The 414-nt window shown below is 53.4% G+C and carries 1 protein-coding gene; it reads right to left on the bottom strand.

Features of this window, described 5'->3' with window-relative positions; all coding sequences use genetic code 11:
* Positions 1-414 (bottom strand): hypothetical protein (locus tag FRY97_RS22700; RefSeq protein ID WP_170254892.1); only part of this gene is annotated, 414 nt, incomplete at both ends.

The following is a 414-nucleotide window of genomic DNA, read 5'->3' as shown; positions in this document are numbered from 1 at the left end:
CAGGTCAGTATCGCAGTTGTCCACTGCTGATGGCGCGCCTGTGAAGATGTAAGTGCCTTCGATGAACGCAGTCTCTTGTGCTACGTTGCCTGCGTCGCCGCCGTACAGTACGTCAAACGCGCTGCACAGGAAGTCTGCAGGATCGTTAGCTGGGCAAGAGATGATCGGGTCCGTCTTGTCTTCGCCAGTGATGTAGCCCCAGCAGTTTTCGAAACCGCCGTAGATGTCGTCGTCGCCGATGATCTGCTCAGGTACTACGTATGAGAAGTTGCTGATAGAGCCGGAAGCGGCCGATGGGTTGAAGTTATCGCTGTCACGCAAGGTAAACACCAGGATATCACCTGCTTCCATGTCGATGGTTTCAGAACCGGTAACTGTGTTGCCATCTGAGTCTACAGCAAGAATGGTCTCTAT

Source organism: Phaeodactylibacter luteus, from assembly GCF_007993045.1.
In the GTDB taxonomy this organism is placed as follows: Bacteria; Bacteroidota; Bacteroidia; order Chitinophagales; family Saprospiraceae; genus Phaeodactylibacter; species Phaeodactylibacter luteus.
The sequence above is the reverse complement of the archived record's forward strand: the minus strand, read 5'-3'. Positions and strand labels throughout refer to the sequence as shown.